23 protein-coding genes and 1 pseudogene are annotated in these 26818 nt (G+C 63.9%); 14 read left to right on the top strand and 10 right to left on the bottom strand.

Annotated features, from left to right (window positions below; all coding sequences use genetic code 11):
* Positions 1–57: 57 nt before the first annotated feature.
* Positions 58–1473 carry a glycogen synthase GlgA gene (gene glgA, locus EAV90_RS26885; RefSeq protein ID WP_122404388.1) on the bottom strand — a complete coding sequence of 472 codons (1416 nt, stop codon included), beginning with the start codon at positions 1471–1473 and terminating at the stop codon, positions 58–60.
* Between the two features lie 181 nt (positions 1474–1654).
* Here glgA and EAV90_RS26880 point away from each other — a divergent pair, with 181 nt between their 5' ends.
* The 3 genes from EAV90_RS26880 to EAV90_RS26870 all read left to right on the top strand — a co-directional run bounded on the left by EAV90_RS26880 (position 1655) and on the right by EAV90_RS26870 (position 5278).
* Positions 1655–2851: a CaiB/BaiF CoA transferase family protein gene (locus EAV90_RS26880; RefSeq protein ID WP_122404387.1), complete on the top strand. Its 1197-nt coding sequence runs from the start codon at positions 1655–1657 to the stop codon at positions 2849–2851.
* 147 nt (positions 2852–2998) lie between these two features.
* Complete coding sequence (locus EAV90_RS26875) at positions 2999–4066, top strand: alcohol dehydrogenase (RefSeq protein ID WP_122404386.1); 1068 nt, start codon at positions 2999–3001, stop codon at positions 4064–4066.
* Between the two features lie 132 nt (positions 4067–4198).
* A complete protein-coding gene (locus tag EAV90_RS26870) occupies positions 4199–5278 on the top strand; it encodes an isocitrate/isopropylmalate dehydrogenase family protein (RefSeq protein ID WP_122404385.1) in 1080 nt (359 codons plus the stop codon).
* 57 nt (positions 5279–5335) lie between these two features.
* Here EAV90_RS26870 and EAV90_RS26865 read toward each other — a convergent pair whose 3' ends face one another.
* From EAV90_RS26865 to EAV90_RS26850, 4 genes are all read right to left on the bottom strand, one after another.
* Complete coding sequence (locus tag EAV90_RS26865) at positions 5336–5614, bottom strand: hypothetical protein (RefSeq protein WP_129145168.1); 279 nt, start codon at positions 5612–5614, stop codon at positions 5336–5338.
* A gap of 104 nt (positions 5615–5718) precedes the next feature.
* On the bottom strand, positions 5719–6540 hold the full coding sequence (locus EAV90_RS26860; RefSeq protein WP_122404383.1) for an enoyl-CoA hydratase: 822 nt from the start codon (positions 6538–6540) through the stop codon (positions 5719–5721).
* Positions 6541–6824: 284 nt separating this feature from the next.
* Entirely contained in the window at positions 6825–7196 is a 372-nt protein-coding gene (locus EAV90_RS26855; protein ID WP_020608151.1) for a helix-turn-helix domain-containing protein, read from the bottom strand.
* A 29-nt stretch (positions 7197–7225) separates the two neighbouring features.
* Positions 7226–8275, bottom strand: a complete 1050-nt coding sequence (locus tag EAV90_RS26850) for a LysR family transcriptional regulator (protein ID WP_122404382.1) — start codon at positions 8273–8275, stop codon at positions 7226–7228.
* Positions 8276–8759: 484 nt separating this feature from the next.
* Here EAV90_RS26850 and EAV90_RS26840 point away from each other — a divergent pair, with 484 nt between their 5' ends.
* Positions 8760–9026, top strand: coding sequence for a hypothetical protein (locus tag EAV90_RS26840; RefSeq protein WP_122404381.1), 267 nt, complete (start codon positions 8760–8762; stop codon positions 9024–9026).
* A gap of 206 nt (positions 9027–9232) precedes the next feature.
* Positions 9233–9964 (top strand): cytochrome c biogenesis CcdA family protein, encoded by a 732-nt coding sequence (locus tag EAV90_RS26835; protein WP_122404380.1) that lies wholly within the window; start codon positions 9233–9235, stop codon positions 9962–9964.
* Here the strand turns inward: EAV90_RS26835 and EAV90_RS40780 are convergent.
* Together EAV90_RS40780 and EAV90_RS26825 are read right to left on the bottom strand one after the other, a co-directional pair.
* Positions 9962–10393, bottom strand: a pseudogene (locus EAV90_RS40780) (sensor histidine kinase); the annotation flags it as partial. The gene EAV90_RS26835 and the pseudogene EAV90_RS40780 sit on opposite strands and share 3 nt — an antisense overlap.
* A 306-nt stretch (positions 10394–10699) precedes the next feature.
* Positions 10700–11041 (bottom strand): DUF1236 domain-containing protein, encoded by a 342-nt coding sequence (locus EAV90_RS26825; protein ID WP_122404379.1) that lies wholly within the window; start codon positions 11039–11041, stop codon positions 10700–10702.
* Between the two features lie 137 nt (positions 11042–11178).
* On the opposite strand from EAV90_RS26825, the gene EAV90_RS26820 reads away from it, so the two are divergent.
* Positions 11179–11412 carry a hypothetical protein gene (locus EAV90_RS26820; protein WP_122404378.1) on the top strand — a complete coding sequence of 78 codons (234 nt, stop codon included), beginning with the start codon at positions 11179–11181 and terminating at the stop codon, positions 11410–11412.
* A gap of 206 nt (positions 11413–11618) precedes the next feature.
* Here the strand turns inward: EAV90_RS26820 and EAV90_RS26815 are convergent, their stop codons facing one another.
* Positions 11619–12893, bottom strand: a complete 1275-nt coding sequence (locus EAV90_RS26815; RefSeq protein ID WP_129145167.1) for a serine hydrolase domain-containing protein — start codon at positions 12891–12893, stop codon at positions 11619–11621.
* A gap of 165 nt (positions 12894–13058) precedes the next feature.
* On the opposite strand from EAV90_RS26815, the gene EAV90_RS26810 reads away from it, so the two are divergent.
* A complete protein-coding gene (locus tag EAV90_RS26810) occupies positions 13059–13976 on the top strand; it encodes an intradiol ring-cleavage dioxygenase (RefSeq protein ID WP_129145166.1) in 918 nt (305 codons plus the stop codon).
* 15 nt (positions 13977–13991) lie between these two features.
* Here the strand turns inward: EAV90_RS26810 and EAV90_RS26805 are convergent, their stop codons facing one another.
* On the bottom strand, positions 13992–15725 hold the full coding sequence (locus EAV90_RS26805; protein WP_164937114.1) for a bifunctional protein-serine/threonine kinase/phosphatase: 1734 nt from the start codon (positions 15723–15725) through the stop codon (positions 13992–13994).
* Positions 15726–15785: 60 nt separating this feature from the next.
* Positions 15786–16625 carry a formate/nitrite transporter family protein gene (locus tag EAV90_RS26800; RefSeq protein WP_129145164.1) on the bottom strand — a complete coding sequence of 280 codons (840 nt, stop codon included), beginning with the start codon at positions 16623–16625 and terminating at the stop codon, positions 15786–15788.
* A gap of 677 nt (positions 16626–17302) precedes the next feature.
* Between EAV90_RS26800 and EAV90_RS26790 the strand changes: the two genes are divergently transcribed.
* The 7 genes from EAV90_RS26790 (at position 17303) to EAV90_RS26760 (ending at position 26642) form a co-directional block, all read left to right on the top strand.
* Entirely contained in the window at positions 17303–18619 is a 1317-nt protein-coding gene (locus EAV90_RS26790; protein ID WP_122404373.1) for a CmpA/NrtA family ABC transporter substrate-binding protein, read from the top strand.
* A 59-nt stretch (positions 18620–18678) separates the two neighbouring features.
* Positions 18679–19575 (top strand): nitrate ABC transporter permease, encoded by an 897-nt coding sequence (gene ntrB, locus EAV90_RS26785; protein WP_129145163.1) that lies wholly within the window; start codon positions 18679–18681, stop codon positions 19573–19575.
* Positions 19576–19586: 11 nt separating this feature from the next.
* Entirely contained in the window at positions 19587–20381 is a 795-nt protein-coding gene (locus tag EAV90_RS26780; RefSeq protein ID WP_129145162.1) for an ABC transporter ATP-binding protein, read from the top strand.
* Between the two features lie 340 nt (positions 20382–20721).
* The gene (locus EAV90_RS26775) at positions 20722–22101 is read left to right on the top strand and encodes an MFS transporter (protein WP_129145161.1); all 1380 of its coding nucleotides are present in this window, start codon (positions 20722–20724) and stop codon (positions 22099–22101) included.
* A 180-nt stretch (positions 22102–22281) separates the two neighbouring features.
* Positions 22282–22710: a globin family protein gene (locus EAV90_RS26770; RefSeq protein ID WP_122406770.1), complete on the top strand. Its 429-nt coding sequence runs from the start codon at positions 22282–22284 to the stop codon at positions 22708–22710.
* A gap of 10 nt (positions 22711–22720) precedes the next feature.
* Positions 22721–23938 carry an NAD(P)/FAD-dependent oxidoreductase gene (locus tag EAV90_RS26765; RefSeq protein ID WP_129145160.1) on the top strand — a complete coding sequence of 406 codons (1218 nt, stop codon included), beginning with the start codon at positions 22721–22723 and terminating at the stop codon, positions 23936–23938.
* Position 23939: 1 nt separating this feature from the next.
* Entirely contained in the window at positions 23940–26642 is a 2703-nt protein-coding gene (locus EAV90_RS26760; RefSeq protein WP_129145159.1) for a nitrate reductase, read from the top strand.
* Positions 26643–26818 lie beyond the last annotated feature (176 nt).

Below are 26818 nucleotides of genomic sequence, written 5' to 3'. Positions count from 1 at the left end.
TCCCGGCGTGCCCCGGACTTGCACAGCAATGACGGCGCCTGTGGAAATGCCTCAGCTTCACACCGATGCCAGCTTCCGGTAGAGCGCGCTGTAACAACCCGCCGAGATGCTCCAGGAGAACGATCGTCCCATGGCGCTGCGGCGCATGGAGTCGAGCTGGTCGTGCGCCACGAAGGCCGAGAAGGCCCGGCGGACGCCGCCGAGGAAAGATTCGCGCGAGGGTTTTGAGAACAGGAATCCGGTCTCGCCGTCGGTGATGGTCTCGGCGAGGCCGCCGGTCTGGTGACCGATCGGCAATGAGCCGAAGCGCTGGGCGTACATCTGGCTGAGACCGCAGGGCTCGAACCGCGACGGCATCAAGGTGAAGTCGCTGCCGGCGAAGATGCGCCGCGCCTGCGCGTCGTTGAAGCCGATCGCGACCCCGATGGCGTCGGGGCGGCGGCGATGCGCGTCTATCAAGGCCTGCTCGAGCGCCGGCTCGCCGGAGCCGGTGACCACGATCTGCCCGCCGGCATCGACGATTTCGTCGGCGGCCGACAGCACGAGGTCGATGCCCTTCTGGTGCACGAGCCGCGCGACGATGCCGAACATCGGGCCGCGCGAGACCGCGAGCCCGAACTGTTTGCGCACGTAATCCGCATTGGCCTTCTTGCCGACCCAGTCGCCGGCCCCGAACTGCTGGGCGAGTTGCGCACAGGAGCGCGGGTCCCAGCTTTCGTCGATGCCGTTGAGGATGCCGGTGAGCTCGGCGGCGTCGGAGCGCAGCTGCAACAGGCCCTCCAGGCCGCAGCCGAATTCGGCCGTGGTGATCTCCCGCGCATAGGTGGCGCTGACCGTGGTGAGGTGCGAGGCGTAGACCAGTCCCGCCTTGAGGAAGGAGACCTGGTCGTAGAACTCGACGCCGTCGATGTGGAAGGAGCTCTCCGGTGCGCCGATCCGCCGCAGCGCCTCCTTCGGGAAGAGACCCTGATAGGCGAGATTGTGAATGGTCAGGATCGACGGCAGCTTGGCGCCGCCCCAGGCAAGGTACGCCGGCACGAGCGAGGCCTGCCAGTCATTGGCATGGATCAGGTCTGCTGCCCAATTCTTGTCCAGCTTGCCCATGGCGAGCTCAGCCGCCGCCGAGGCAAAGCGCGCGAAACGGATGTCGTTGTCGGGCCAATCGTGTCCGGACTCGTCGCCATAGGGATTGCCGGGCCGGTCGTAGAGCTGAGAGCACAACAGCACATAGACCGGCAGGCCGTCCTTGGTCGCGGCCCGGCCGAGCGAGCAGGCCGGCATCTCAGCGAATGCGGGACAGCGACCAACGATCTGAATATGCGTGAGTTGCTCGATGATGTCGCGATAGCCGGGCAGCATGATCCGGATATCGGCAAAGGAGCGAAGGGCGCGCGGAAGGGCGGCAGAAACGGCGCCCAGTCCGCCGACGCGGACGAAGTCGTCCATCTCCGTGGTGATGAACAAGACCCTCAAGAACAGCTGCCCTCTTCCGATCCCGTTCGCTGCTATGCAAGAACGGGTCCAGTTGCCCCGGAATTCTTAAAGCCCGCTTACGCGACGCGTCTGTTCGGTAAAGACTTTCCTACTCAGCCGCCGCCCTCTAGGGTCGCGGCATCAACAACGAAGAACATTGAGGGTTCCAAAGGGCGTCGGGATGCAGCTACCAGACAAGCATGAGGGGACGACGACAAAGGCTTTCGCGGGCCTGCGGGTCCTGGATTTTTCGACCACGATCGCCGGTCCCCACTGCGCGCGCATGCTAGCCGACATGGGCGCCGAGGTCATCAAGATCGAGACCGACGGCGGGGAGACGATGCGGACCCGGCCACCGCTGCGCAAGGGGTGCAGCACCACGTTTGGCCAGCTCAATGTCGGCAAGAAGAGCGTGGTGCTCGACCTCAAGTCCGAGGACGGCAAGGAGGCGGTGCGCCGGTTGGCTGCGACCGCCGATATCCTGGTCGAGAACTTCCGCCCGGGTGTGATGCACCGGCTGCGGCTCGATTACGACAGGCTGCGTCAGGTCAACCCGAGGCTGATCTACTGCTCGATCTCGGGCTATGGCCAGACTGGCCCTTCGGCCGAGTTGCCGGCCTATGCGCCGGTGATCCATGCGGCTTCCGGCTACGACATGGCACATCTCGCGTACCAACCGGGCCGCAGCCGGCCCGACTATTGCGGCATCTACCACGCCGACGTCGTCACCGGCACCTACGGTTTCGGTGCCATTGCGTCAGCCCTCTATCAGCGCACCGTGACCGGGCTTGGCCAGCACATCGACGTCTCCATGCTGGAATCGATGCTGACCTTGACCCTGACGGAGTTGCAGAGCTCGCAATTCGCGGTGAAGCCGCCGCCGCGCCCGATGTTCGGCCCGACCGAGACGGCAAACGGCTATGTCATGATCACGGTCGCCAGCGAGAAGACGTTCCGGGCTCTGATGGGAGTGATCGGCCGCTCCGAATGGATCTCCGATCCACGCTTTGCCACCTATGCTCCGCGCCGCGAGAACTGGGCGGCGCTGATGGATGGCGTCGAGGTCTGGTCGCGGCAGCTTTCGACCGATGCATGCCTGCTCGCGCTTGGCGCTGCCGGCGTCCCGGCCTCGGCCTATCGCACCGTGTCAGAGGCGTTGGCCGATCCGCAGCTTGCGCATCGGCAGGCGCTTTCCGAAGTGCGGGACGAGGGCGGCTCGTTCCAGGTGCTCAATCTGCCGTTCCGGATGTCGGGGGCCGACACGACGCCGGCCAAGACGGTGGCCGTGCTCGGCGCGCACACGGATGCATTGCGCGAAGAGGTTGGGCTCTCCAGCGACGCGTCCATTCCGACAGGCAAAACGGCCGCGACAGGCTGAACGGCTTCGTGCCGCAAGCAATGCGGCGTTGCGTGCCGTCGGGTTGCCATCCTCGATCGCCGTAAACTAGACAGGAGCGAGTTTGTCTCGCTCCGCCGGCCATGGCATGGTGGGCGTGACAACAAGAAATATGCCGGGAGGATGCCAATGAAGAGTTTCAAGGTCGCCGATTTCAAGGCGCCGCTGCAGGAGGTCGACGAGGCCACGCCGCAGCCGTCGGGCACGCAGGTGTTGATCAAGGTGAAGGCGGCCGGCGTCTGCCACAGCGATCTCCACATCTGGGAAGGCGGTTACGATCTCGGCCATGGCCGCAAGCCGCTGTCGCTGAAGGACCGCGGCATCAACCTGCCGCTGACGATGGGTCATGAAACGGTCGGCGAAGTCCTGGCCTTCGGTCCCGACGTGAAGCCCACCGACCAGGGCGATCTCAGGGTTGGCGATATCGGCCTGGTCTATCCCTGGATCGGCTGCGGCAAGTGCGCGACCTGCCTTGGCGGTGACGAGAACATGTGTCTGACACCGCGCTCGCTCGGCGTCTATTGTGACGGCGGCTATGCCGACCACATGCTGGTGCCGCATCCGCGTTATCTGCTCAATCTGAAAGGCCTCGATCCCGCGACGACCGCGCCCTATGCCTGCTCGGGCGTCACCACCTACAGCGCGCTGAAGAAGGTCGAGCAGCATTTCGACACGCCGATCGTGATGTTCGGCGCCGGCGGCCTCGGCCTGATGGCGCTGTCGCTGCTGAAGGCGATGGGCGGCAAGGGCGCGATCATGGTCGACATCGACGCGAAGAAGCGCGAAGCCGCTGAGAAAGCAGGCGCGCTGGCGACCGTCGATCCCAAGGCGCCGGATGCGCTGGAGCAGCTTGCCAAGAAGGCGGGCGGCCCGATCCGCGCCGTGATCGACCTGGTCGGCAACTCCGCCACGACGCAGCTCGGCTTTGATTGCCTCACCAAGGGCGGCAAGCTCGTCATCGTCGGCCTGTTCGGCGGCGGTGCGACCTGGGCACTGCCGCTGATCCCGATCAAGGCGATCACGATCCAGGGCAGCTATGTCGGCAATTTGCGCGAGACGCAGGAATTGCTCGATCTCGTGCGAACGAAGAAGGTGCCGCCGATCCCGGTGACGCGGCAGCCGCTCGCCAAGGCCAATGACGCGCTGTTGCAGTTGCAGCAGGGCGCGGTGGTCGGACGCACCGTGCTGACGCCGTAACAGCGATTCTCTCCGCCGTCATTGCGAGCGCAGCGAAGCAATCCAGAAATCCCTGCGCGGAAACAGTCTGGATGCTTCGTCGCAAGAGCTCCTCGCAATGACGATGCCACCTTCGTTCAAGCAGGAACCCCCATGTCCGCAAACATCGCCTTCCACGTTGCCGTGCTCGCCGGCGACGGCATCGGTCCTGAAGTCATGGCGCCGGCGCTCGAGGTGCTGCGCAAGGTCGGCGATAAATCCGGCCTTGGCTTCCGTTTCACCGAAGCGCCCGCCGGCGCCAACAATTACCTCGCCACCGGCAAGTCGATGCCTGATACGACGATCAAGCTGTGCGAGGAGGCGGATGCGATCCTGCTCGGCGCCTGCGGTCTGCCGTCGGTGCGCTACCCCGACAACACCGAGATTGCACCGCAGATCGAGCTGCGCTTCATCTTCGATCTCTATGCCGGCGTCCGTCCGGCGCGGCTCATTCCGGGCGTGCCGAGCCCGATCGTCGGCGCTGATGCGCGCGGTATCGATCTCGTCGTGATCCGCGAATCCACCGAGGGCCTGTTCGCCTCGATGGGCAAGGGCGTCGTCACCCATGAGGACGCGCGCGAGACCATGGTGATCACGCGCAAGACATCCGAGCGCCTGTTCGAGTTCTCGTTCCGCCTCGCCGAGCGGCGCAAGGCGCGCGGCAAGCCGGGGATGCTCACCTGCGTCGACAAGGCGAACGTATTCAAGGCCTTTGCGTTCTTCCGCGGCATTTTCGACGAGATCGAGAAGAAGCATCCAAGCGTGAAGACCGAGCGGCTCTATGTCGATGCCTGTTCGGCGATGCTGGTGAAGCGTCCCTGGGATTTCGACGTGATGGTGATGGAGAACATGTTTGGTGACATCGTCTCCGACATCACCGCGAGCCTGATCGGCGGCCTCGGCATGGCGCCATCGGCCGACATCGGCGACAAGTATGCAGTGTTCCAGCCGTGCCACGGCACCGCGCCCGATATCATGCTGCAGGGCAAGGCCAATCCGACCGGCATGATCCTGTCGGCGGCGATGATGCTGGATTGGCTCGCCGACAAGTACGGTGTGGAAAGTGCGGCTGAGGCGGGTCAGACCATCGAGCGGGCGGTGGACCAGGCCTATGCCGGCGGCATCAAGCCAATGGAGTTCGGCGGCAGCAACGGCACGGCCGACATCACGAAAGCGGTGCTCGCGGCGCTTTGAGAAGCAATCGAAGAGTTCATCTCACAAGAAAAAAGGGGCCCTCGGGCCCCTTTGCCGTTACCAGCGGCGCCAGTAATGATGACGCCAGCCCCACGGACGTGGGCCGTAGAAGCGCGGGCCGCCGTAATAGCCGTAGGCGCGATAATAGTTCGGGCGCCACCAGCAGCGCCCCCAGGGGTTACACACCCAGCGCACCTGATCGACGTTGGCGGCGGGACCGCCTGCAATCTTGTCCGCCTGCGGGATGCCGTTCGGCATTGCCGCAAGGGCCGGTCCCGACGCGAGCGCCACACCACCTATGGCGGCCAGACCAAGAACAGCAAACTTGAGTTTCATCGCATTCTCCCTCGTTGGTGGCGGGAGAACTTTCGCCAGATCAACTGGTTGCTGCCGCATTGATCTGCACGAGGAATTTAATCTTCGTGAACGTCGGTTCAGCTTCAGCAGCCCCGGAACTGCGGCTTGCGCTTCTCCATGAAGGCCTGCCGGCCCTCCCGGAAATCGGCGCTATCCATGCAGGCGGTACCGATGGCCTTGATCGCGTTCATGTCGCGCGCGCTTTCGTCCTTCAGTACTTGTGCGATGGTGATCTTGGCGGCCTTGATCGCGAGCGGGGCGTTTTCGGAGATGGTCTGCGCGATCGCCATCGTCTCTCCCCAGAGTTGATCGACCGGAAACAGGCGCTCGACGAGGCCGATGCGCAGTGCTTCGGCCGCATCGATGCGCATGCCCGTGTACATCAGGAGCCGAGCCCAGGACGGACCGACCAGCGACACCAGATGTCGCAAGCCGTCATAGCCGTAGGCAATCCCGAGCTTCGCTGCGGGAATGCCGAACTGGCTGCCATGCGCGGCGATGCGGATGTCGGCGAGCATCGCGACCTGCATGCCTCCGCCGAGACAGAAGCCCTCGATGCAGGCGATGGTCGGCTTGGGGTAGTCGGCGAGCAGCGCACGCTGGGCGGCGCTGCGCTTGGCGTACTCCTCGGACGCCGCCGCATTGTGCCTCACCTTCTCGAACTGGCTGATGTCGGCGCCCGAGACGAACGCCTTGCCGCCGGCGCCGCGCAGGATCACCACGCGTACCGTGTCATCGTCGCGCAAGGCCGTCAGCGCCTCGCCAAATCCCTCCCACATCTCCAGCGACATCGCATTGCGCTTGTCGGGATTGTTGAAGCTGATCACGCCGACGCCACCCGCCGTGTGCTTGAGGATCTTGCCATCGGCGTAAGGTGTTCCGGTCGTGCTGAAAATGTCGGACATCGCGCGCTCGCTCGTCGTAGGCGATGCGCAATGTGCGGCGCAGGCGCCGCCGTGGTCAACCGGGGCAGGGTAGGAGAGGCCGCATCCGCCTGTGCTGGGATTGCATGGCGCGCGCGAAGCGCGGCGGCAAATTACCAAGAAGAAGGGGCGGCGAGGCCGCCCCGAGGCAAAACCGCGCGCAAGCGCAGGCGCAGACATAGCTCCTCCGATCTCGTTCAATCCGGCCGCGCCCCCGCGACGCGACGGATTGAACATCGGCCCTAAAGGCCAGGCGTCGATCGGCCTCAGCTCTCGTTCGCCGCGATCGATTCCATCAGCGAGACGAGCTGACGCTGCACCGTCTGGTCCTTGATCTTGCTGTAGGCGCGCAGCAGGCGGAGGCTGAAGGCCGAGTCGAGGAAGAGCAGGCTCTCGACTTCGCGGGCCTTGTTGTCGCCGTCGTAGAAGAAGGTCACGGGCACGTCGAGGGCGGAGGCGATCTGCTGAAGCCGAGCCGCGCCGACCCGATTGACGCCCTTCTCGTATTTCTGAACCTGCTGGAAGCTGACGCCGAGCTTCTCGCCGAGCTCGGCCTGCGAGATCTTCATCTCGACGCGCCGCAGACGGATCCGCTTGCCGAGCTCGATGTCCGGCTTGCCGGCGCTGCGCTGTTTCATTCTTTTCGCCGCTGCTTTCATCTCTGTTTTCACCTTTGTTCTTCGGTTGAAAATCCCCCGAAGAGCTGGGTCAGGGGTTCGCCCATATACGAGTCCTTGAATTCATGCGGATGCACGAACTCTTCCTTAAACCACGGGAAGCGAGCCGGATTGAAAGCCTCGATCAGCCAGTCGATCATGTGCCGCACGCGCGGGATACGGCCGCTACCAGGATGGTAGGACAGCCAGATGTCCAGCGGTCGGTTCAGCTCGACCTCCAGTGGAATCAACTTCCCGCCAAGCGCAATGGCGTAGCTCGGGAATACGCCGATGCCGGCGCCATTCGCGACCGCCCAGTAGTTGGCGCTTGAGACGTTGGTCTTCATGACCAGGAGGTCACGTTCCGAAACGCCCGGGAAGAAGCTCTCGAAAGATTCCTTGGCGGCGAGCTGGTCGGCGAATTGCAGCACCAGGCGATGCTTGATCAATTCCGCCGCCGAGCGCGGCGCGCCATGCTTTGCGATGTATTTCTCGGAGGCCCAGAACATCAGATGCATGCGGCCGAGCCGCACCAGCTTGATGTCGAGCGCCGAGGGACGCGACAGATGGATGGCGACGTCGGCCTCGTGGCGCGAGACGTCGGCCGAGCGCATCGCGCAATGCAGGTCCACCAGGATCTTCGGATAGGCCTGCTGGAATTCGACGAGCCGCGGGGCCAGCCAGAATGTGCCGAGCCCCTCGGTGACGGCAACGCGGACCTCGCCGGACAAGGCGTTGGCCATCGAATCGCTGGCGCGCAGCACGTCGAAGGTGGCGGCCTCCATGCGCTCGACGGCGGAGACCACCAGCGCGCCCTCATCGGTCAGATGCGTGCCGTGAACGTCGCGGGTGAACAGTGTGGTACCAGTCTGGCGCTCGAAATCGTCGATCCGTCGGCGCACGGCATTGATCGAAAGCGACAAGCGCTCGGCAGCCGAGCGAAAACTTCCGCATCGAACGACTTCCAAAAATATGCGGGCGGCATCCCAATCCGAGAGGCCGCTGAGATTTGTCTTTGGGCGTTCCGCCGACGGAACGCCCCTTTCCGCCAAGGAGTGCATACAAGTCCCTTCGGAAAGCTAAACTGGCAGAATCTGGCGCAAACCACAACCACGACGGGTTGGGGAATGACGAGTTTTGAACGTCATCCTTACTGCAGTACGGGTGGTATTTGGATGCTGCCACGGGCTGAGAATTGGGCAGACGGTCGGCCTGACTGAGGGGTTTTGGCGTGAGTTCCGTTGCGAGCCTTGGAGTGGCTGCGGGATTGCCGGCGCTGTCCGCAACGGAAATTCTTGCGCGAAAGCCGATGCCGTCTCCCTCGATGGATCGATCACACCGCGTTCGGCGTTTGCTCCCGGACCGCTCCGGTGACCTTCAACGGCGCTGCATGGCGATGGCGGCCGGTACCGCAGTTCCAGGGCAGAAGCACACAGAAATCAGGTTCGGAGGCGCAGTAGCCTCGTGCTATCTTTGGTCTTCAATGGGGGCCGAAGGGGGCGTGACAAATACGTCTCGCAGGCCGAATTAACGGAAAGAACGCCGGTGTCGCATTCAGACGAACAGTTGCAGTCGGTGCTGGAAACGCTTGAGGAGTGCCGCAGGGCTCTCAACGCGTGCAACAGCCGTGAGTCGGCCGAGATGCTGTCCATTGTCATCCTCGACGTGCGGATGAAACTGAAAGGAATTGACAGTGCCGATCTCAAGGCACTGTGCGACGAGATGCTGCGGAGCGCTGCGAGTGAGCCGCCGCCCCCTTCCAAGCAGACGCAGGACCAGCCCCGGCGTCCGCTGCTCCGCGTGGTGAAGTAGCCGCGCCGCCGAATCTCGCTTTTTGGCGAGGTTTGTGCGCGTCCCGATGCCGCATCTGTGATCACGGAGGGCATCGGGAGGAGCCTTGGTTCTGTGCGCCTCTGTTGCGCAATCTCCGGCATAGGCTACACCAGAGCCGGTTCGGCTCCGGGCCGGGCGCATCCCTTGCGCGCCGTACCGGCACCTGAGATGGCTCCGACTGCATCATGCAAAATGTTTCGATCCCGGCGGCGCTGATTGCCGGCCTCGTCAGCTTCCTCTCGCCTTGCGTCCTGCCTCTGGTTCCGCCCTATCTGATCTACCTCACGGGCGCCACGATCGAGCATGTCGAGAGCGACCAGCCGGCCGCTGCCTCCAAGCGCGCGATCATGATGTCGGCGCTCCTGTTCGTGCTCGGCTTTTCCACGGTGTTCGTGGCGCTCGGCGCCAGCGCCTCGCTGATCGGCGGGCTGATCCGTACCTGGTCGGCGGAGCTGTCGGTCCTCGCCGGCATCGTCATCATCATCATGGGCCTGCACTTCCTGGGCCTGACGCGCATCGGCCTTTTGATGCGCGAGGGACGGCTGCCGATCCCCAAGCCCGTCGGCCTCTGGGGCGCCTATGTCATGGGCCTCGCTTTCGCCTTCGGCTGGACGCCTTGCATCGGTCCGATCCTCGCCGCGATCCTCTCGATCGCCGCGGCGGAAGCCACGGTGACGAAGGGCGCCGGCCTGCTCGCGGTCTACTCCGCGGGCCTCGGCATTCCCTTTCTGATCGCCGCGCTGATGATCGAAAAGTTCTCCGCGCTGTTCGCGCGCATGAAGGGGCACCTCGTCAACGTCGAGCGCGCCATGGGCGTCTTGATGGTGATCACCGGCATCGGCTTTCTCACCGGCGCTGTCTCCAATGTGAGCATCTGGCTGCTGGAGACGTTTCCGGCGCTGCAGACGATCGGGTAGGTCGGAATATTGCGGCGCCTTGCTTGCAAACACCCGCTCGACGATCTCCCGATTGTTGCGCAGTGGAAGATTCGCCGTTTCCGTCGTGACGGTCGAAAACAGCTGGCGGCCGGATCTGTCGGCCAGCAGAAGAACGCTGTCTCCGCCGTATTGGCTGATGAACCCGACTGCGAGGCGGCGGAAGCCGTCGAAATCACCGACTTGCAGGGATTCGCTGAGGGCGAGCACCTGCAAGCCGCCGGTTATCCGCTGCACTTCGGAATCGAGCGCGATGCGCATGCTGCGCACCGTCTCCAGCACCCGGCGCGTCGCCTCGCTGCGATCCTGGCGATAGTTGGAATAGGCAAGGCCGACGGCAAAGACGATCAGCGGCAACATCGTTCCCGCGACGAGGAGAGCGAGCCGGACCGGCAGGGTGAGCTTCGACAAACGCAGACGTCCCGGTGCGAGCGCGGCGGCGCCGGATCATGGCTTTGGCAGACCATACGGTCGCCAGCTACGCTGCGCCACGATTTTCGCGACTCGGCGAACAGTCCCGAACAGTCCGGAGACGGGATTTTCGCAGCGCTGTCGGCGACTCTTGCGCCTCAGCTCATGCCGGCCGCGGTCAGTAGCAGACACACGGCATAGATGGCCGCCAGGCTAAGTCCGGCGATCCGCGCCTCGCGATGCGATGTCATGCGCTCAACTCCGCGAGGACGGCCGCCGTCGCGACGGCCGTCCGTTTCGTCCTGATCAATCGATTTCCTGCACGACAGTGCGTGAGCCGGGATCCACCAGCATCACGCGATCCCCGGAATAGACGTAGCGATACTTCGTCAGCGACGGGCCCCAGTCCGCCGGAACGGCCTCGAGCTCGACGTCGCTCGGCACCGTCGCGCCGACAACGATCTTTTCCTTCGTCGTCACCGGACGGATGCGGTGCTCGGTGACGTAGGATTTGATCTTGGTTCGGTATTGCGGCTCGATCTGAACTACCGCCGCGTGACCGGTTCCGGTGGTCGTCACGGTGGATTGCGCGAATGCGCCGGTCGAAATCAGGACCGCCGTCGCGGACAGCAGGAACAGCTTTTTCATCTTGTCCTCCTCACGGGAATAAGCGCGGCAACAACACCCTCGCCATGCGCGGTGTTCCCCCGGCGTAGGAACAAATTGCTATTTTTTCCCGTTACTGAATCGACCGGGCCGAAGCCCGGGAATCTGAGGAGGAGAGAATGACGCTGAGAATAGCGAGTGCAGCGCTGATCGTTGCTGCATTGTCCTTGCCGGCGTTCGCGGCCGACGAGTTCTACGTGGTCCAGGACGTCAAGACCAAGAAGTGCACTGTCGTCGATAAGAAGCCGACAGACGCCTCGATGACCGTCGTCAGCCCTTCGGGCACGGTCTACAAGACACGCACCGAGGCTGAAAGCAGCATGAAGACCGTCAAGGTCTGCACGTCCAATTAGGGAGAGCTGTGATGCCGGTATTTATTCTCTGGGCCGTGCCCGCGATCATCGTGATCGGCGGCGGCATCTATCTGATTGGTCATATGCACTAGCTCCGTTTTCGAAGCCGAGCGGGCGTGTGCGTGCAGTGCACAGGCCCGCAAGTTTTCCGCCTTGCTCAAATGAGCGCGATCCCGCAGCCGGTGGCCGCGGGATCGCGCGATCGGTTACAGATTGCTCTCGGTGATTGCGGCGTAGACCATACTGCGCAGCTCGCGCCGGATCGGGTAGGCGCTCGACGGCAGCACCTGCGTCATGAAGATGGTGATCAGCTCCTCGGCCGGGTCGATCCAGAACGAGGTCGTGGCCGCGCCGCCCCAATTGTATTCGCCGGGGCTGCCGGCGATCAGCGTCTCGGCCGGGCGCATGGTCACGGCGAAGCCGAGGCCGAAGCCGATGCCGTTGTAGGTGGCTTCGGAGAACAGCGAGCGCGACACCTCGGGCAGCGCCCCGCCGCCCGGAATATGGTTGGTCGTCATCAGCGCCAGCGTCTTCGGCCCGATCAGCCTGACGCCGCCGAGCTCGCCGCCATTGAGCAGCGCGCGGCAGAAGGTGAGATAGTCGGCGACCGTCGAACACAGGCCGCCGCCGCCGGAGATGAAGGAGGGCGGTGACAGGAACGAGCTCGTGGTCGGATCGTCCTGGAGCGTCAGGCCCTCGCGGCGCTGGCCCGCGTGGAAGGTCATGCCCCCGCCTGGGTCCGCCGAGTAGCAGGCTGCGAAGCGATGAACCTTCGAGGCCGGCACGTGGAAGTCGGTGTCGATCATGCCGAGCGGATCGAGGATGCGTGATTTAAGGAACTGCTCGAACGGCACGCCCGAGATCTTGCCGACGAGGTAGCCGATCACGTCGGTCGCAACCGAGTAATTCCAGGCCTCGCCCGGCGAGAACTCCAGCGGGATCTTTGCGAGGCCCTCGATCATGGTCTGCAGCGTGCCTGATTTCTCGACCTCGCCGATCTTTTCAGCGCGATAAGCGGCATCGACATTGGAGCGCTGCTGGAAGCCGTAGGTCAGCCCGGACGTGTGGCGCAGCAGGTCGACGATCAGCATGGGCCGCGACGGCGGCCGCGTCAGGAAGGCCGGGTACGTGCCGGCGACGAACACGCCGAGATCCTTCCATTCCGGAATGTATTTGGCGACCGGCTCGTCGATCGCGACGAGGCCTTCCTCCACCAGCATCATGAAGGCGACGCTGGTGAGCGGCTTGGTCATGGAATAGATGCGGTAGATGGTGTCGTCCTTCACCGGCACCTTGCGCTCGACATCGGCAAAGCCCTGCACCGAACTATGAACCACTTTGCCTCGACGATAGACCAAAAGCTGGGTTCCGGGGAAACGGCCGGCATCGATGTAACGGTTCTTCAGGTGCGCATCGATGCGGTCGAGCGCAGCTTGGGACATGCCGACGGATTCGGGGGAGGCTGGAGTGGGGGCTAGCATGGGAACGTTCCTCGGACGGTTCTTGTCGTAAGCCTGATAGCCGAAATCGCCCCCCTCTTCCAAGCCGGTTGCGCTTAACTCCAGCTGGCCTGCTGGTGTAGCCTCTGGCTGAACGCCCCAAGGAAACCGAGAATCCGAAAGCAGAAAAACGGGAAGCACAGCATCATGACCCAGTTCAACGAGAGCGAGCTCACCGAAGCCGTGATCCGGAGCTTCGACGACACGCCGAACCCACGCGCGAAATTCCTGCTCCAGGAGCTGATCAAGTCGCTGCACGATTACGTGAGCAAGACCGGTCTCACCTTCGCGGAATGGGAATATGCCATCGATTTCCTGACCAGGACGGGGCAGAAATGCACCGACACCCGCCAGGAATTCATCCTGCTGTCCGACGTGCTCGGCGTCTCCATGCTGGTCGACGCGGTCAATCATCGCGACCGCGAGGGCGCGACAGAGACCACCGTGCTTGGCCCGTTCTATGTCGGCGAGCACAAGGTGACCGCGCACGGCACCGACATTTCGCCGAACAATCAGACGGGCGAGCGGATGTTCGTGCAGAGCCGCGTCACCGACCTCAAGGGCAATCCGCTTGCCGGCGTTCCCGTCGATGTCTGGCATGCCGATGATGACGGCTTCTATGATTCTCAGAAGCCGAACTATGACGAGGTCGGCGCCTCGGCACGGGCGCGCTTCATCACCGATGATGATGGACGCTTCTTCTTCCGCACCATCCTGCCGTGCAGTTACCCGATCCCGACCGACGGTCCGGTTGGCGAGATGATCGTGCAGACCAATCGCCACCCGATGCGCCCGGCGCATGTGCACTTCCTGGTGAATGCGAAGGGCTATGAGCCGCTGATCACCCACGTCTTCATCGGTGGCGACAAATATCTGGATTCCGACGTGGTGTTCGGGGTCAAGGACGATCTCATCGCCAAGGTCGAGCCGCGCAACGATCCCGAGATGCCCGACGGCACCAAGACGAGCGGGCGATGGCACCTGATGAGCTACGAATTCCACCTCAAGCCGGGTGGCGGCATGGCGCCGAAGCCACTGGGCGTGAAGGCGGCAGAGCCGGCGTGATCCGGTTTTGTTCGGCTATCGCAGTCGGAGCGCTGCGAGCAGCACGATGACGGCGCAAGCCAGGATCGCCGTGGTCAGCTTCCAGAACAGCAGCGGATTGCGCTCCAGAAGTGGCGTGGTCCGCGTGGCGAGATAGGCCGGATTGGGATTTCGGAGCTCGAAGACGAACTCGGAGAGATCTTCGTGGCGCTTGTAGGGATCGGGATGCAGCGCCTTCCTGAGTGCGCCATCGATCCAGCCCGGGATGCCCCGCTCGGCATCGACCGCAGGGCGGTATCTCAATTTCCACGCGTCCGATTGTCCCCGGATCTTGGCGATCTGGGCGCCGTAGGGCAGATGTCCGGTGAGCATCTGGTAACAGATGGCGGCCAGCGAGAACATGTCGGATCGGGGCGATCCGCCTTCGCCGAGGAAATACTCCGGTGCCGTATATTGAACGGTGCCGAGAATTTCCGTGTCGGCCGATCTCGGCGCCGCTTCGGCAACCCCTGCGACCCTGACCGATCCGAAGTCGATGATCTTCGCGGTGCCGGTCTTGTCGATCAGGACGTTGTCCGGCCTGAGATCCTGATGCAGCATCTCCATGCGATGGAAGGCGCGAAGCCCGGTGGCGATCTGCTCGACGATCCTGCGCACCGTCTCCAGATCGGGGCGCGGGTTGTCGAGCATCCACTGCCGCAGCGTCTGCCCCTCGACGAACTCGGTCGCGACGTAGAGATAATTCCGCCGCGTCGATTTCGACCGCGGTTTGAGCACGTACGGACTGTCGATCCGCCGCGCGATCCATTCCTCCATGAGGAAACGTTTCAGATAGGCCTGGTTGTCGCGCAGGTCGATCGACGGAATCTTGAGCGCGACCGTTTCCTCGGTCTCCGCATCGACCGCGAGATAGATGTGGCTGCGGCTGCTGCCGTGGATCTCCCGGATGATCCGGTAGCCATCGAACACAGCCCGGGGCTCCAACAGAGGCGGTAGGGGCAGCGTCGAGGTCCGATCGAAGACCCCCGTTTCCTCTGGCACCGCATCGATCCGTAGGATCTGGACAGTGATGTTGTCGTCGCTGCCGCGCCGGTAAGCTTCCTCGACGATGGCTTTTGCAGCACGATCGAGGTCGCCGGCAAGTTCGGCGATGACGCCGGTCACGAAGCGCTGATCGACGAATTCGTAGGCGCCGTCGGTCGCCAGCAGGAAGGTGTCGCCGGCCTGGATCTCGAGGGTCTGGTAGTCGATCTCGAGCTGCGGATTGATGCCGAGCGCACGGCCGAGATAGGTCTGCTCCGACGACACGATGATGCGGTGATCGTCGGTCAGCTGCTCGAGCGCCCTGCCGGCGACGCGGTAGATGCGGCAGTCGCCGACGTGGAAGATGTGCGCGGTGGCCGCCTTGATGACCATGGCGCTGAGCGTGCAGACATAGCCCTTGTCGCGGTCATAGGCATATTGGCTCTTGCGCGTCTGCGCATGCAGCCAGGAATTGGTCGCCTCCAGCACACGCCGGGCGGAGGTCTTCACCGTCCAGGATTCCGACGTGCAGTAATAGTCCATCAGGAAGCTCTTGACCGCCGACTCGCTGGCGATCTGGCTCACGCTGCTGCTGGAGATGCCGTCGGCGAGGACCGCCGCGATGCCCTTCAGGCTGAGCAGCGGCTCCTCCGGAATCAGGACGCCGTGAAAATCCTGATTGAGGGGCTTGCGACCCTTGTCGGAATGTTGGCCGACCGAAATCAGGAGTCCGCGGGGCATCGTCATCACCGGCAAAGGGGAGCCTCACCCTGATCGGGCGAGGCTCCCCTGTCGAGACGTCTTCGATCAGGCCGCAACGCGGGGCTTCGCAGCCTTGTCGGCCTGGCGCTTCGGCAGGGTCAGGACGTGGGTGGCGTAGAGGGTCATGCCGGTGAAGGCGAGGCCGCCGACGAGGTTGCCGAGCACGGTCGGGATCTCGTTCCAGATCAGATAGTCCATGATCGAGAACTTGGCGTGCAGCATAAGGCCCGACGGGAACAGGAACATGTTCACCACGGAATGCTCGAACACCATGTAGAAGAACACCAGGATCGGCATCCACATCGCGATGACCTTGCCGGAGACCGAGGTCGAGATCATGGCGCCGACGACGCCGGTGGAGACCATCCAGTTGCAGAGCATGCCGCGCATGAACAGCGTCGCCATGCCGGCTGCACCATGCGCGGCATAGCCCAGCGTTCGGCCTTCGCCGATATTGCCGATGGCGGTGCCGATCTTGTCGGGCGCCTGTGTGAAGCCGAAGGTCGTGACGAAGGCCATCATGAAGGCCACGGTGAAGGCGCCGGCGAAGTTGCCGACGAAGACGAGGCCCCAATTGCGCAGCACGCCACCGAGCGTGACGCCAGGGCGCTTGTCGATCAAGGCGAGCGGAGAGAGCACGAACACGCCGGTCAGGAGGTCGAAGCCCAGCAGATAGAGCATGACGAAGCCGACCGGAAACAGCAGCGCGCCGACCAGCGGCTGGCCCGTGTTCACGTTGATGGTCACGGCGAACCAGGCGGCGAGCGCGAGGATGGCGCCGGCCATATAGGCCCGGATGACGGTATCCCGGGTGGACATGAAGATCTTGGACTCGCCTGCATCCACCATCTTGGTGACGAATTCCGAAGGCGCGAGATACGACATCAATGGTTCCTTTGCTTCGTAAGTGAGATCGACACGCCCCTGGCGAGAGCGCGGCTGAACGTCATCGGCCGTGCGGGCTGGCCTGCCGCGCACGAGGATTATGGAATGTCTGGAAGCCTTGGGAATCGCGTCACGAGGACTGAGCCGGGAGGGCCGCGAAGCAGTTGAGCTTCCGGGATGCAGCCGCCAGAGGCTGCAACGATGCGGCAAGCCGCAGTCTTCGTTGACGCCAATGAAGAAGCAAGTTGCGTGCCGCCGAGACGCGCAGGAAAAATAAAGTCATATCAAAGTGATGCGTCTCTCGCCGACTTCGGTCGGAGGCGCTCGGCAGCCTCCTGCTTAAGCGGCTGCACAAGCTTTGTGCGTCGCACAAGGATTGAGCAGTGCGCAAATTTCGCAAGCGGGACCAGCCTGCGACAGTCTGGCACCGTGCATCTAAGTTACTAAATTTCTTGATATTTTGGCAGCGCTGAGCTTGGCACGAAGCTTGAATAGTTCCAGGCCGACGCCATTGAAGCCGTCCCGCGAGACTTCTCATCCGATTTTGCTGACGCCACCCGAACGGGGGACTCCCCCGTCATGCGTTCGCATGCGCCTTTTTCTGGCGTCACGGACGGACGGGCTGCTCGTGCGCACTGACGCAATCATTCGCAACGACGCAAAGGACGACACCACCGATGACCAAGCGCATTCGCCGGCCCTCCGAGACTGGCCTCAGCCGCCGTCAATTGTTGAAAGCCGCCGGCTCGACCGCCGCCCTTCTCGCCGCCGCCAAGTTCAATTTCCCCGCCGGCGCCTTCGCGCAGGATGCGGGCCCTGAGGTCAAGGGCGCCAAGCTCGGCTTCATTGCGCTCTCCGATGCCGGCCCGCTGTTTGTCGCCAAGGACAAGGGTCTCTTCGCCAAATACGGTATGCCTGATGTCGACGTGCAGAAGCAGGCCTCCTGGGGCACCACGCGCGACAACCTCGTGCTCGGCTCCGAGGGCAACGGCATCGACGGCGCGCATATCCTCACACCGATGCCGTATCTGATCTCGGCCGGCAAGGTGACGCAGAACAACCAGCCGACGCCGATGTACATCCTGGCGCGGCTCAATCTCGACGCCCAATGCATCTCGGTCGCCAAGGAATATGCCGATCTCAAGCTCGGCACCGATGCTGCGCCGTTCAAAGCGGCGCTGGAGAAGAAGAAGGCCTCCGGCAAGGCCGTGAAGGCCGCGATGACCTTCCCCGGCGGCACGCACGACCTCTGGATCCGGTATTGGCTCGCCGCCGGCGGTATCGACCCCGACAAGGACATCGAGACCATTGTGGTGCCGCCGCCGCAGATGGTGGCCAACATGAAGGTCGGTACCATGGACTGCTTCTGCGTCGGCGAGCCGTGGAATCTCCAGCTCGTCCACCAGGACATCGGCTACACCGCGGTCAATACCGGCGAGATCTGGAACAAGCATCCGGAGAAATCGTTCGGCATGCGCGCCGCCTTCGTCGACAAATATCCGAAGGCGACCAAGGCGATCTTGATGGCGGTACTGGAGGCCCAGCAATGGGCTGACAAGGCCGAGAACAAGCAGGAGCTCGCCACCATCATGGCCAAGCGGCAGTGGATCAACTGCCCGGTCGAGGACGTCTACGACCGTACCGCCGGCAAGTTCGACTACGGCAACGGCAAGGTGGTCGAGAACTCTCCGCACATCATGAAGTACTGGCGCGATCATGCCTCCTATCCATTCCAGAGCCACGATCTCTGGTTCCTCACCGAGGACATCCGCTGGGGCAAGTACGAGGCGAACTTCGACACCAAGGCGCTGATCGCCAAGGTCAACCGCGAGGACATGTGGCGCGATGCGGCCAAGACTCTCGGCGTCGCCGCTGCCGACATTCCCACCTCCACCTCGCGCGGCAAGGAGACCTTCTTCGACGGCAAGGTGTTCGATCCCGAAAATCCGGCTGCCTATCTGAAGTCGCTCGCGATCAAGCGCGTCGAAGTCTGATGGAGCCAGCGGCCGCCCATTGGGCGGCCGCGTCCTTGCCAAGCCGGAGAGAGATAGCGATGAACATGACTGCCACGAAGATCGAGGGTGAGACCGCGACGCCTGCCGCAACCGTCGCGCCAGTCGTCGCGCTAACGCCGAAGCGTCGCCCGCGCACTGAGGCTTACGCACGCATGGCACGCGAGACGGCCGTGCGCGTGATCCCGCCGCTGGTCGTGATCGCGCTGCTCACGCTGGTGTGGGAGCTGGTCTGCCGGAGAGCCGGCTCGGCACTGCCGCCGCCGTCAAAAGTGTTTGCGGACACCAGGGAGCTGATCTTCGATCCGTTCTTCGATCATGGCGGCATCGACAAAGGCTTGTTCTGGCATCTGTCCGCCAGTCTTCAGCGCGTCGCTTTCGGCTACTCGCTCTCGGCGGTCGCAGGCATCGCGCTCGGCGTGCTGGTCGGGCAGTCGGTCTGGGCGATGCGCGGGCTCGATCCGTTGTTCCAGGTGCTCCGCACCATTCCGCCGCTGGCCTGGCTGCCGCTCTCGCTCGCGGCATTCCGCGACGGCCAGCCCTCGGCGATCTTCGTCATCTTCATCACCTCGATCTGGCCGATCATCATCAACACCGCGGTCGGCATCCGTAACATTCCGCAGGACTACCGCAACGTCGCCGCGGTGGTGCAGCTCAACCCGCTCGAGTTCTTCGCAAAGATCATGATCCCGGCGGCGGCGCCCTACATCTTCACGGGCCTTCGCATCGGCGTCGGCCTGTCGTGGCTTGCGATCGTCGCAGCCGAAATGCTGATCGGCGGCGTCGGCATCGGCTTCTTCATCTGGGACGCGTGGAACTCCTCGCATATCAGCGAGATCATCCTGGCGCTGTTCTATGTCGGCATCGTCGGCTTCGTGCTGGATCGCCTGATCGCGGGCCTCGGCAAGTTCGTCACCCGCGGCACCGCGCAGAACTGAGGAGAAGGTACATGACCGCCTATCTGAAGCTCGACCACATCGACAAGGTCTTCACCCGCGGCGTCGCCTCCACGGAGGTGCTGAAGGACATCAATCTCACGATTGAAAAGGGCGAATACGTCTCGATCATCGGCCATTCCGGCTGCGGCAAGTCGACCCTGCTCAACATCATCGCAGGGCTGACCGGCGCCACCACGGGCGGCGTGCTGTTGGAAAACCGCGAGGTGAACTCGCCGGGGCCTGATCGCGCCGTGGTGTTTCAGAACCACAGCCTGCTGCCGTGGCTGACCGTCTACGAGAACGTCAAGCTCGGCGTCGACAAGGTCTTCGCCAAGACCAAGTCGCGCGCCGAGCGCGACGCCTGGGTGATGCACAATCTCAACCTCGTGCAGATGGCCCATGCCAGGGACAAGCGTCCTTCGGAAATCTCCGGCGGCATGAAGCAGCGCGTCGGCATCGCGCGGGCGCTGGCCATGGAGCCGAAGGTGCTGCTGCTGGACGAGCCGTTCGGCGCGCTCGACGCGCTGACCCGCGCCCATCTGCAGGACTCGGTGATGGCGCTGCATCAGAAGCTCGGCAACACCATTCTGATGATCACCCACGACGTCGACGAGGCCGTGCTCCTGTCCGACCGCATCGTGATGATGACGAACGGGCCGAGCGCGCGCATCGGCGAGGTGTTGGAGGTGCCGCTGGCGCCCCCCCGCAAGCGGCTCGAGCTCGCGACCAACACCACGTATTTGAAGTGCCGGCAGCGCGTGCTCGAATTCCTCTACGAGCGTCACCGCTTCGTAGAGGCCGCGTAAGCCAAGGTCTAATGCGCGAAACGTCCGCGCCTAAATAATCGACACCTCGCTCAATCCTTGTGCGCCGCACAAGGATTGAGCGAATCGCAAATTTTGCGAGCGAAAAAGCCCTGCAAGAATTTCGGGCAATACGAATAACATCCTGAAATCCCTGCATTTCCAGCGTGCGCGCAATTGGCACGGAAATTGAACCGTCTTTGCGCGACGCCAACGAAGACGTCCCTCAACATCATCAATCAGCATCGTGAACTCGCCACCGAGGTGAAGCCTCGGAGCGTGCCTCCGTGGCCCGGAGGCCAAGCCTGCAACGACGCAGCGGTGAGCCTAGAAGGGATACTCAATGACGAAGAATCCTACTTGGATTTCAGACTGGCGCCCCGAAGATGAGGCGTTCTGGAATGCGACTGGCAAGACCATCGCGCGACGCAACCTGATCTGGTCGATTGTGGCCGAGCATATCGGCTTCTCGGTCTGGCTGATCTGGAGCATCGTGACCACCAAACTTCCGCTGGCGGGCTTCCACTACACCACGGACCAGCTGTTCCAGCTCGTCGCGGTGCCGGGCCTGATCGGCGCCTTGATGCGCTTTCCCTACACCTTCGCGGTGACGACGTTCGGCGGCCGTAACTGGACCATCTTCAGCGCGGCGATCCTGTTCATCCCGACGCTGTCGCTCGCCTATTTCGTCAGCCAGCCCGACACGCCGTTCTGGCTGATGTTGCTGATCGCGTCGACCGCCGGCCTTGGTGGCGGCAACTTCGCCTCCAGCATGACCAACATCTCCTTCTTCTTCCCCGACCGGATGAAGGGATGGGCGCTGGGCCTCAACGCCGCCGGCGGCAATATCGGCGTTTCCAGCGTGCAGCTCTTGACCCCGATCCTGATGACGCTCGCCGTCTTCAATCTGTTCCAAGCCACTCCCGTTGACGGCATCTTCCTCCAGAATGCCGGCCTGATGTGGGTGCTGCCGATCGCGATCGCGGTGTTCGGTGCGGTGTTTTTCATGAACAACCTCACCACGGCCAAGTCTTCGGTGAAGAACCAGCTCGCCATCGTCAAGCGCAAGCACACCTGGATCATGGCGTATCTCTACATCGGTACGTTCGGGTCCTTCATCGGCTACTCCGCGGCATTTCCGCTGCTGATCAAGACGCAGTTTCCGACGGTGACGATCGCGATCGCCTTCCTCGGCCCGCTGGTCGGCTCGCTGTCGCGTCCGCTCGGCGGCTGGCTTGCCGACAGGATCGGCGGTTCGATCATCACCTTCTGGAATTTCATCGTGATGGCGGGCGCCACCATCGGCGTGCTCTACTTCGTCGGGCAGAAGGATTTCATCGGCTTCCTGTCGATGTTCCTGATCCTGTTTGTGACGACGGGCATCGGCAACGGCTCCACCTACCGCATGATCCCCTCGATCTTCCGCGAGGAGAACCTGTTCAAGGTGCGCGGTAAGGGCGATGTCGCGCGTGCGGCTGCCCTGAAGGCCGCGGGCATCGAGAGCGGCGCGGCGGTCGGCTTCATCGGCGCGATTGGTGCCGTCGGCGGCTATCTGATCCCGAGCGGTTTCGGCAAGTCGATCGCCATGACCGGCGGGCCGCAGCTCGCGCTCGCAATCTATCTCGCCTTCTACGGCTCCTGCCTCGCTCTGACCTGGTGGTTCTACCTGCGTCGCGGCCCGCAAGGGGAAGGCGCGCCAAGCCTCGCCGAAGCGCGTGTGTAGAGCATGATCCGGAAAAGTGTGAAGCGGTTTTCCGACCAGATCATGCTCGGAAGATAGACACTTGGCACGAATGTCGCTTCTCCCCGTACGCGGGGAGGAGTCCCTCTGGTGACGTTTGACCCATGAACTTTTTCCGCAATGGCGCGGACGAAGGCAGACCGAAACGGACAGGAGAACATCATGACGCCAGAACAGATCACTCTCATTCAGCAGAGCTTTTCCAAGGTTGCGCCGATGTCGGAGCAGGCCGCGGTTCTGTTCTACGATCGTCTGTTCGAGGTGGCTCCGTCCGTGCGCGCGATGTTTCCCGAGGACATGACCGAACAGCGCAAGAAGCTGATGGGCATGCTCGCCGCCGTCGTCGGCGGCCTGTCGAACCTCGAGACGATTCTTCCCGCGGCCTCGGCGCTCGCCAAGCGTCACGTCGCCTATGGCGCCAAAGCCGAGCACTACCCCGTGGTCGGCGCCACCTTGCTGTGGACCCTGGAGAAGGGGCTTGGCCAAGCCTGGACGCCCGAACTCGCCACTGCCTGGACCGACGCCTATGGCGTGTTGTCCGGTTACATGATTTCCGAGGCCTACGGCGCACAAGCGCAGGCCGCCGAATAGGAGATGTCTTGTGAGTGAACCGCTGGTCATCGTCGGTAACGGTATGGCGGCCGCGCGTCTGGTCGACGAGCTCGCCAAGACCGCGCTCGGCCGCTACGCGGTCGCCGTGATCGGTGACGAACCGCGGCTCGCTTACAACCGCGTGCTGCTCTCCTCCGTGCTGGCCGGCGAGACCGGCTCGCACGAGATCGAGCTCAGGCCGGCGGACTGGTGGCGTCATCGCGGCGTCACGGTGCGCTACGGCTATCGCGTGACCGAGATCGATGTCGGCCGCCGCGAGCTCAAGATCGCCGGCGAAGAGAGCATGGAATATTCCAAGCTGGTGCTCGCCACGGGATCGACGCCGCTGCGGCTCAACGTGCCGGGCGCCGATCTCGCCGGCGTGCACACCTTTCGCGATACGCGCGACGTCGACCTGCTGTTGACGCTGGCTGCGGCGAAGAAGCGCGTCGTCGTCATCGGTGGCGGACTGCTCGGACTCGAGGCTGCCTACGGTCTCGCCAAGGCCGGTGCCCCCGTGACGCTGCTGCATCTGATGGACCGGCTGATGGAGCGCCAGCTCGATGCGCCCGCGGCCGACCTGCTCAAGATGTTGGTCGAGCGCAAGGGCATCCGCATCCTGCTCAACGCCAGCACGAAGTGCATCCACGGCGACGGTCATGTCCAGGCTGTCGAGCTCGCCGACGGCAGCCGCATCGAGGCCGATGCGGTGATCTTCGCCGCCGGCATCAGGCCGAACGTCGCGCTGGCGAAAGAGGCGGGGATCGCGGTCAATCGCGGCGTCGTCGTCAACGACGTGATGCAGACATCCTCGTCCGACATCTTCGCGCTCGGCGAATGCGCCGAGCATCGCGGCACCTGCTACGGCCTGGTCGAGCCCGCCTATGAGCAGGCGCGCGTGCTGGCACGGCATCTCGCCGGCCGGCCCGCCGCCTATCAGGGCAGCGTGGTCTCGACCAACCTCAAGGTCTCCGGCGTCAGCGTGTTCTCCGCCGGTGACTTCATGGGCGGGGAGGGCAGCGAGAGCCTCGTGCTGTCGGACCGCAGGCGCGGCACCTACAAGAAGCTCGTCATCGCCGACGGCCGGCTCACCGGCGCGGTGCTGATCGGCGATACCGTCGATGCGCTCTGGTACCTCGAGCTGATCCGCAATCGCGACAAGGTGGCGGCGATCCGCACCGACATGATGTTCGGCCGCGCGCTGGCGCTCCTTTCGAAAGCGGCTTGATATGACGGCGATCGATCCAAATCTCCGCACCACCAAGACGACCTGCCCCTATTGCGGAGTCGGCTGCGGCGTGCTGGCGACGCCGGACGGCAGGGGCGGCGCGGCGATCGCGGGCGATCCTGATCATCCCGCCAATTTCGGCCGGCTGTGCTCCAAGGGCTCTGCGCTCGGCGAGACCGTCGGGCTCGAAAGCCGGCTGCTCTACCCGATGATCCGCTGCAAGGGCGTGCTGGAGCGGGTCGCCTGGAGCGATGCGCTCGACCATGTCGCCCACCGCATGCAGCACATCGTGGCGCGCGACGGCGCCGATGCGGTCGCCTTCTATCTCTCCGGCCAGCTCCTCACCGAGGACTATTACGTTGCCAACAAGCTGATGAAGGGCTTTGTCGGCACGGCGAACGTAGATACCAACTCGCGGCTGTGCATGTCGTCCTCGGTTGCCGGCCATCGCCGCGCCTTCGGCGCCGACACCGTGCCCGGCTGCTACGAGGATCTCGACCAGGCCGACTTGCTCGTCTTCGTCGGCTCGAATGCGGCCTGGTGCCATCCGGTGCTGTTCCAGCGCATGCTGAAGAACCGTGGGGAGCGCGGCGCGCGCATGATCGTGATCGATCCGCGCCGCACCGACACCGCGAGCGATGTCGATCTCTTCCTCGGCCTCAAGCCCGGCACCGACACCGCGCTGTTCTCCGGCCTGTTCGTCCATCTCGCCGACAACGGCGCGCTCGATCAGGATTACATCGCGCAGAACACGAGCGGATTCGACGATGCGCTGGCGCGTGCGCGGGGCATTGCCGGCAGCGTCACCGCGACGGCGCTTGCCACGGGCCTGTCCGAGCAGGACGTCGCCAACTTCTTCAAGATGTTTCGCGAGACCGCGAAGGTCGTCACGCTCTATTCGCAGGGGGTCAACCAGTCGGCGCAGGGCACCGACAAGGTCAACGCGATCCTGAACTGCCATCTTGCCACGGGCCGCATCGGCAAGCCTGGTGCCTCGCCGTTCTCGCTCACGGGCCAGCCCAACGCGATGGGCGGCCGCGAGGTCGGCGGCCTCGCCAACATGCTCGCCGCTCACATGGGTTTCACGCCGCCCGACATCGATCGTGTCAGGCGGTTCTGGAAGGCGCCGCGCATTGCGACCCATGAGGGATTGAAGGCGGTGCAGCTGTTCGAGGCGATCAACCGCGGCGAGGTCAAGGCGCTGTGGGTGATGGGCACCAACCCGGCGGTGTCGCTGCCAGATGCCGACATGGTTCGCGATGCGCTGAAGAAGCTCGAACTGTTCGTCATCTCCGAGAACGTGCTCTCCAACGACACCGTCGAGGCCGGCCCGCACGTGCTGCTGCCGGCGCTGGCCTGGGGCGAGAAATCCGGCACGGTGACGAATTCCGAGCGGCGCATCTCGCGCCAGCGATCGTTCCTGCCGGCGCCGGGCGAGGCGCGCCCCGATTGGTGGATCTTGAGCGAGACCGCAAAGCGCCTCGGCTTCGGCGACAGTTTCAACTACAAATCCGCCGCGGACATCTTCCGCGAGCATGCCGCGCTCTCGGCCTTCGAGAACGACGGCAGCCGCGATTTCGACATCGGCGCGCTGACCTCGCTGTCGGACGAAGCGTTCGATGCGTTGAGGCCGGTGCAGTGGCCGGTGCGGGAAGGCGGGCTGCCTGGCGAGCGGTTCTTCGCGCAAGGCGGCTTCTTCACCAATGACGGCAAGGGCCGCTTCGTCGCGCCGGAGGTGCCGGCGCTGCGCGGCGAGACGGGGCCGGCGCGCCCCTTGCGGCTCAACACCGGGCGCATCCGCGACCAATGGCACACCATGACGCGCACGGGTCTCAGCCAGCGGCTGGGCGCGCATCTGCCCGAGCCGTTTGTCGAGATCCATCCCGACGACGCCAGCAAATACGGCATCGCTCATGACAGCTATGCCCGGATCACCACCGATTACGGCCAGTGCATCCTGAAGGCTGTCGTCAGCGAAGGGCAGCAGCGCGGCACGCTGTTCGTGCCGATCCACTGGAGCGCGATGAACACCTCGCATGGCCGGGTTGGTGCGCTGGTGCAGTCCTTCACCGACCCGTTCTCCGGGCAGCCGGAATCCAAAGCGACGCCGGCTGCGATCGTGCCCTATGAATTCGTGTTCCGCGGGTTTGCGCTGTCGCGCAAGCAGCTGGACCTGCCGCCAAACCTGTTGTGGACCCGCGTCACGGTCGCCGGCGGCTTCGGCTATCTGTTCGCCGACAACGCAGATCTTTCGCGCTGGCCCGCCTGGCTCGAGAACGTCGCGGGCGAAGACGTTGCCGAATATCGCGACTTCGGCGGCGGGGTCTATCGCGCCGCCTCGTTCGCGGGCGACCGCATCGACACCTGCCTGTTCGTCGGGCCCGCGCACGACGCCGGCGATTGGGAGGTGGTCAAGAGCCTGTTCGTCGCCGATCAAGTCACCGACGATCAGCGCCGCATGCTGCTATCGGGCAAGTCCAGCGAAGGCGCCGCCTCGACCGGCCCGATCGTCTGCGCCTGCTTCGGCGTCGGCCGCGGCACCATCTGCGACACCATCGCTGGCGGCGCACGCACCGCCGCCGAGATCGGCGCCAAGCTCAAGGCCGGCACCAATTGCGGCTCCTGCATCCCCGAGCTGAAGCGTTTGATTGCGGCGACGGACGTGCCGGTGAAGCCGGCGAAGGTGGCGGGAGCGGCGGGGTAGGGGCGTCGTTCCCGGTCGTCGCCGCAGACTCTGCTGTCATCGCCCGGCTTGATGTTCAGCCCGGGGACATGACCGACGGGTGTTCGGGGACATAGCCGACACATCATAGTGCAGGGATTTGGCAGTAAAGGAGGCCAAGTCCATGCCCTGGCGAGAGGTGTCGGTGATGGATCAGC

Source organism: Bradyrhizobium vignae (assembly GCF_004114425.1).
Classification (GTDB): Bacteria; Pseudomonadota; Alphaproteobacteria; order Rhizobiales; family Xanthobacteraceae; genus Bradyrhizobium; species Bradyrhizobium vignae.
Note: the sequence above shows the minus strand (reverse complement) of the source record. Positions and strands in the feature narration are given on the sequence as shown.

Excerpts from the sequence above, each read along its gene's own strand:
- EAV90_RS26880 (WP_122404387.1), top strand. The coding sequence starts at position 1,655 with ATGCAGCTACCAGACAAGCATGAGGGGACGACGACAAAGGCTTTCGCG.
- EAV90_RS26875 (WP_122404386.1), top strand. The coding sequence starts at position 2,999 with ATGAAGAGTTTCAAGGTCGCCGATTTCAAGGCGCCGCTGCAGGAGGTC.
- EAV90_RS26870 (WP_122404385.1), top strand. The coding sequence starts at position 4,199 with ATGTCCGCAAACATCGCCTTCCACGTTGCCGTGCTCGCCGGCGACGGC.
- EAV90_RS26865 (WP_129145168.1), bottom strand. The coding sequence starts at position 5,614 with ATGAAACTCAAGTTTGCTGTTCTTGGTCTGGCCGCCATAGGTGGTGTG.
- EAV90_RS26860 (WP_122404383.1), bottom strand. The coding sequence starts at position 6,540 with ATGTCCGACATTTTCAGCACGACCGGAACACCTTACGCCGATGGCAAG.
- EAV90_RS26855 (WP_020608151.1), bottom strand. The coding sequence starts at position 7,196 with ATGAAACAGCGCAGCGCCGGCAAGCCGGACATCGAGCTCGGCAAGCGG.
- EAV90_RS26850 (WP_122404382.1), bottom strand. The coding sequence starts at position 8,275 with ATGCACTCCTTGGCGGAAAGGGGCGTTCCGTCGGCGGAACGCCCAAAG.
- EAV90_RS26835 (WP_122404380.1), top strand. The coding sequence starts at position 9,233 with ATGCAAAATGTTTCGATCCCGGCGGCGCTGATTGCCGGCCTCGTCAGC.
- EAV90_RS26825 (WP_122404379.1), bottom strand. The coding sequence starts at position 11,041 with ATGAAAAAGCTGTTCCTGCTGTCCGCGACGGCGGTCCTGATTTCGACC.
- EAV90_RS26820 (WP_122404378.1), top strand. The coding sequence starts at position 11,179 with ATGACGCTGAGAATAGCGAGTGCAGCGCTGATCGTTGCTGCATTGTCC.
- EAV90_RS26815 (WP_129145167.1), bottom strand. The coding sequence starts at position 12,893 with ATGCTAGCCCCCACTCCAGCCTCCCCCGAATCCGTCGGCATGTCCCAA.
- EAV90_RS26810 (WP_129145166.1), top strand. The coding sequence starts at position 13,059 with ATGACCCAGTTCAACGAGAGCGAGCTCACCGAAGCCGTGATCCGGAGC.
- EAV90_RS26805 (WP_164937114.1), bottom strand. The coding sequence starts at position 15,725 with ATGACGATGCCCCGCGGACTCCTGATTTCGGTCGGCCAACATTCCGAC.
- EAV90_RS26800 (WP_129145164.1), bottom strand. The coding sequence starts at position 16,625 with ATGTCGTATCTCGCGCCTTCGGAATTCGTCACCAAGATGGTGGATGCA.
- EAV90_RS26790 (WP_122404373.1), top strand. The coding sequence starts at position 17,303 with ATGACCAAGCGCATTCGCCGGCCCTCCGAGACTGGCCTCAGCCGCCGT.
- ntrB (WP_129145163.1), top strand. The coding sequence starts at position 18,679 with ATGAACATGACTGCCACGAAGATCGAGGGTGAGACCGCGACGCCTGCC.
- EAV90_RS26780 (WP_129145162.1), top strand. The coding sequence starts at position 19,587 with ATGACCGCCTATCTGAAGCTCGACCACATCGACAAGGTCTTCACCCGC.
- EAV90_RS26775 (WP_129145161.1), top strand. The coding sequence starts at position 20,722 with ATGACGAAGAATCCTACTTGGATTTCAGACTGGCGCCCCGAAGATGAG.
- EAV90_RS26770 (WP_122406770.1), top strand. The coding sequence starts at position 22,282 with ATGACGCCAGAACAGATCACTCTCATTCAGCAGAGCTTTTCCAAGGTT.
- EAV90_RS26760 (WP_129145159.1), top strand. The coding sequence starts at position 23,940 with ATGACGGCGATCGATCCAAATCTCCGCACCACCAAGACGACCTGCCCC.